Consider the following 3,922-nt stretch of genomic DNA (forward strand, 5'->3'; position numbering starts at 1 on the left):
TGTTTATACACATTAATTTAAACTCTAATAAGCTCTTGATAAAATTTCTTTCTTGAACAGCTTCTCTAATTAAATCTTTTCGTATTAAATATAGAGACACTTATTTTTATTTCAAGTTCATTTAGTGAAATTATATCATATTCTATTAGCTTTACCATAAAAAATAGGAGCTCAGAATCAAAATTCGTCGCTCCTCACGGTAGTAATTTGGTAGTTCAAGCTCTAAGCTTGTAACCTTTCTTGTTGCTCTTGAGCTATTTTTTGATTACGCATTAACCAATTGCGGATGCGTCGATAGACAAAAGCAATTAAGAAAAAACTAGTTTGCATTACCACAATGGTTGGTCCAGTTGAGACATTTAAAATATAACTTAAACTTAAACCAAAGTAGCTCGAAATTAAATTTACAAAGATCCCTAATAGCATTACATTACGTAAACGCTTACTAAAAAGTTGTGCAGTAACCGCTGGTAACACTAAATAGTAAATGGTGAGTAAAATCCCAATTGCTTGTAGTGAAGCAATAATGGTTAAAGTTAAGATTACGAGCATGAGATTATGAAATCTCTCAAAACCCAAGCCAAGAATCTTAAATTGTAACTCATCAAAAGTAAATAAAATTATGTCTCGAAAACGGGTAATGCTAAAGATAATGACAATAATGCTAATAATTAATAACTCATAATAGTCGCTTTCTTCGACGCCAAGAAGATTACCAAATAGAATATGGGTAATATGTGATTCGGTTTTAACAAAACTTAATAGTAATAAGCCAATTGCAAAAAAGCACGAATAACACATCCCTAAAGCAGCATCAGCTTTAAGGCGCGAATGACGCAAAATAAAATTAGTTAAATAAAAGCAAAAAAGACCTGTAATAAATGCCCCTAAGGTCATCGACATCGGAAAATGTAAGAGTGAACCTAGCACTACCCCAGGAAACACCGAGTTAGATAATCCCATGCCAAGCATGGCCCAATTTTTATTTACAACTACTACAGAAACTATTGCCGTAGAAATAGAGACCAAAATACTCGTGATAATTGCTACTCTATAAAACTCATAATTTAAAGGATCAATAAAATTTTCATAGAAAAACTCTAGCATTTTATTCCTCCTTTACTTAACTTACGGGCTTTACGAATTAATCTATATCTGCGGAGAGCAAACTGCGTAAAGAATACTAACAGGAAGAGAGTAAACTGAATCGTAATAATTGTTGCTCCCGTAGTTAATTGATAATGATAAGAAAGAAATAAACCTATTACTCCAGTAATCACACTAAAAATACTCGAGATCCACAACATTTTCCCTAATTGCGTCGTAATAATATAGGCAATTGAGCCAGGAATTATTACGAGCGAGACAACAAGTAAGGTTCCTACCGAACGTAATGAACTCATAATGGTAATAGCTAAGAGAATATAGAACACATATTCAAACACTCTTACTTTTAAGCCAATAATCTGAGCAAAAACCTTATCAAAAAAGATTAAGGCAAGAGTACGCCAGCAAGTAAGGATAATTCCTAAGATTAGAGCGGCGATAACTCCTAAGCCAATAATATTCTCGGTAGTTAAACCCACCATTTTTCCAAAAAGAATTTCTTTAATTCTAATCCCCGGTGGATGTAAATAATAGAGTAAAAAACCAATACCCATGAACGAGCTGGTTACATAGGCAAGCGTGGTTTGCTCATGAAAACTAGTATGATTCCGAAAATAATTAATCACAAAAGTTACAATCAAAGACATGGCAAAAATCCCGATTGCAACATTAAAGTTCCAAGAGATGGCAATCACTATGCCAGGGAGAACGGCATGAGATAAGGCATCGCCAAATAAGGACCATCCTTTGAGGATCATAAAAGTAGAAACTATACCACAAGAAAAGCAGATAAAAATTACTCCTAATAGCGAATTTATCATAAATTGATATTGTAAAGGCTCAACTAGGAGACTGTATAAATAAGCAAGCATCTTTTCCTCCTAATTTCTCACAACTTTAGGATTAAAAGCAGCTTCAATATTCTCGCTAGTAAATACCTCTGAAGTTTTACCAAATTGCAAAACTGTACGATAGAGCAGTAAAGTGTGGTCACAATACTCTCTTACTCTTTCAAGATTATGGGTAGAAATGAGGATGGTTTTGCCTTCACGAGCTAATTCAGGTAATAAACGAATAATTTGGTCTTCAGTTTTAATATCAACCCCAGTAAACGGCTCATCAAGAAGAATAATATCAGCTTGTTGAGCAAGTGCACGTGCGATAAACACTCTTTTCTTTTGCCCTCCAGATAATTCACCAATTTGACGTTTGAGCAAAGGTTCAATTTGCATTCTTTGTGCTACTTGTTGCACTATAGCTTTGTCTTGCTCTTTGGCACGACGCATAAAGCTCATCTTAGCATAACGTCCTTGCATAATCACTTCATAGACACTAATAGGAAAATCATAATCTATAGCATCCATTTGTGGTACATAGGCAATTAAATTATCTTTAATGGCTTGACCAACAGGTTTTCCTTGCAAGAAAATTTTTCCTGTAGTCACTTTTTCTAAATTGAGAATTGATTTAAACAGCGTAGACTTTCCAGAACCATTCATGCCAATTAACGCACAAACACTACTAGGTTCAAGCTTAAAATTTACGTCTATTAGCGCCTGATGTCCATTAGGATAAATTAAATTTAAATCCTGAACAGCAATTGCATAATTCATAGAAATAATACTCCGCAAAATAGAGTCTAAGTTCTACAACTAAATAAAAAATTTGCTCGCTAAAGCATGCTAGCAGTAATAGGCAACAATAAATAAAAGCAAGGCAGACCAATAGTAACTATTTACCAAAATTAGACGCAATAAGCCTAGATCTTAAAGACCTCAGTTCTATATTTACTTCAAGTTGGTCTAGATTTGTTAAACCAAAAAACGACAAATCAACGTGAATTGCGTAAAAGTAAAACTGATTAAGCGACAAAATTTTGTTTTGAGGATAGTTAAAATTGGTGCGAAAATGAAAAGCAAAGGATGGAATAATTTGAAAAACACGACTCCATACGATTGTTTTATCTACCTAAGTTGTTACTTAGGTAAAATCTTTTATTTAAGTCACCGTATTTTCAAATTACCGTTAGGAAACAGTTGCGGGTTGGAAAGAAATCAAAAGCCTGCATACTTTTCCTGAGGAAAAGTATTAAAGAAAAATATACAAAACTTTGGAATAATTTCATTCCTCTTTTTCATCGAGTAGTAGAACTAAAAGCTCTGACTGCTTGATTGGTGGTTTAAAATAAACCGTGATTAAACAAACAACCTAGATAAGCTAAGCACAGAAAAATACGAAAAACCTACTTAGTTACATCTAAATTGCGGTAGACAAATTTAAAGTTCACTTCCTTACTTAAGCCGTTCTTGATCCTATAGGTGCAAACTATAAGCAAGTTCTACTTAATCAAAGTGCATTAAATCAGGTTAGATTAAAACTAGATTAAGTCTAGTTACATTTTACCTATTATCTTGCAGAGTTAACTTTAATTTGTTGTAAGAGCTTAGAAGTGCAAAAGAAATTTGCTTGAGGTTACATAGAAAATTCTAAACTCTGAGGTAGCACCCCAATTTATTAACTAATTTAATCAGTTAATTAAGTGGGCATTACCCATACAAATATACTTTATCCTAAATTCAAGTTTTTTGCACAAGTATTTTTATATATAAAGGTAAATTTTTATGCTATTTTTTTATTAAATCTCTTATATTCAAGGAAAATAAACTTAGGTTTATTTTATAAAAATTATAATTCTTACATATTTATTGAGGGAATTATTTAATTCTCACACAAATTACTGCTCCTTAAACTTTTTTAAGCCTTGCAAACTTTTTAAATTTTTTCTTAAAATAATATTTGAATAGACGTTTATATG

General features: G+C 32.4%; 3 protein-coding genes. All 3 read right to left on the reverse strand.

Annotated elements, in window-relative coordinates; translation table 11 throughout:
* Positions 1 to 222: 222 nt before the first annotated feature.
* Genes CKF59_RS05210 through CKF59_RS05220 form a run of 3 tightly spaced genes read right to left on the reverse strand, consistent with a single transcriptional unit; the run spans position 223 to position 2,729 of the window.
* Positions 223 to 1,107 (reverse strand): metal ABC transporter permease, encoded by an 885-nt coding sequence (locus CKF59_RS05210; protein ID WP_119534907.1) that lies wholly within the window; start codon positions 1,105 to 1,107, stop codon positions 223 to 225.
* A complete protein-coding gene (locus tag CKF59_RS05215) occupies positions 1,101 to 1,979 on the reverse strand; it encodes a metal ABC transporter permease (protein WP_119534908.1) in 879 nt (292 codons plus the stop codon). The genes CKF59_RS05210 and CKF59_RS05215 overlap by 7 nt, the downstream gene beginning before the upstream one ends.
* Positions 1,980 to 1,988: 9 nt before the next feature.
* Positions 1,989 to 2,729: a metal ABC transporter ATP-binding protein gene (locus tag CKF59_RS05220; RefSeq protein ID WP_119534909.1), complete on the reverse strand. Its 741-nt coding sequence runs from the start codon at positions 2,727 to 2,729 to the stop codon at positions 1,989 to 1,991.
* Positions 2,730 to 3,922 lie beyond the last annotated feature (1,193 nt).

It is taken from the genome of Psittacicella gerlachiana (assembly GCF_003585965.1).
In the GTDB taxonomy this organism is placed as follows: domain Bacteria; phylum Pseudomonadota; class Gammaproteobacteria; order Enterobacterales; family Psittacicellaceae; genus Psittacicella; species Psittacicella gerlachiana.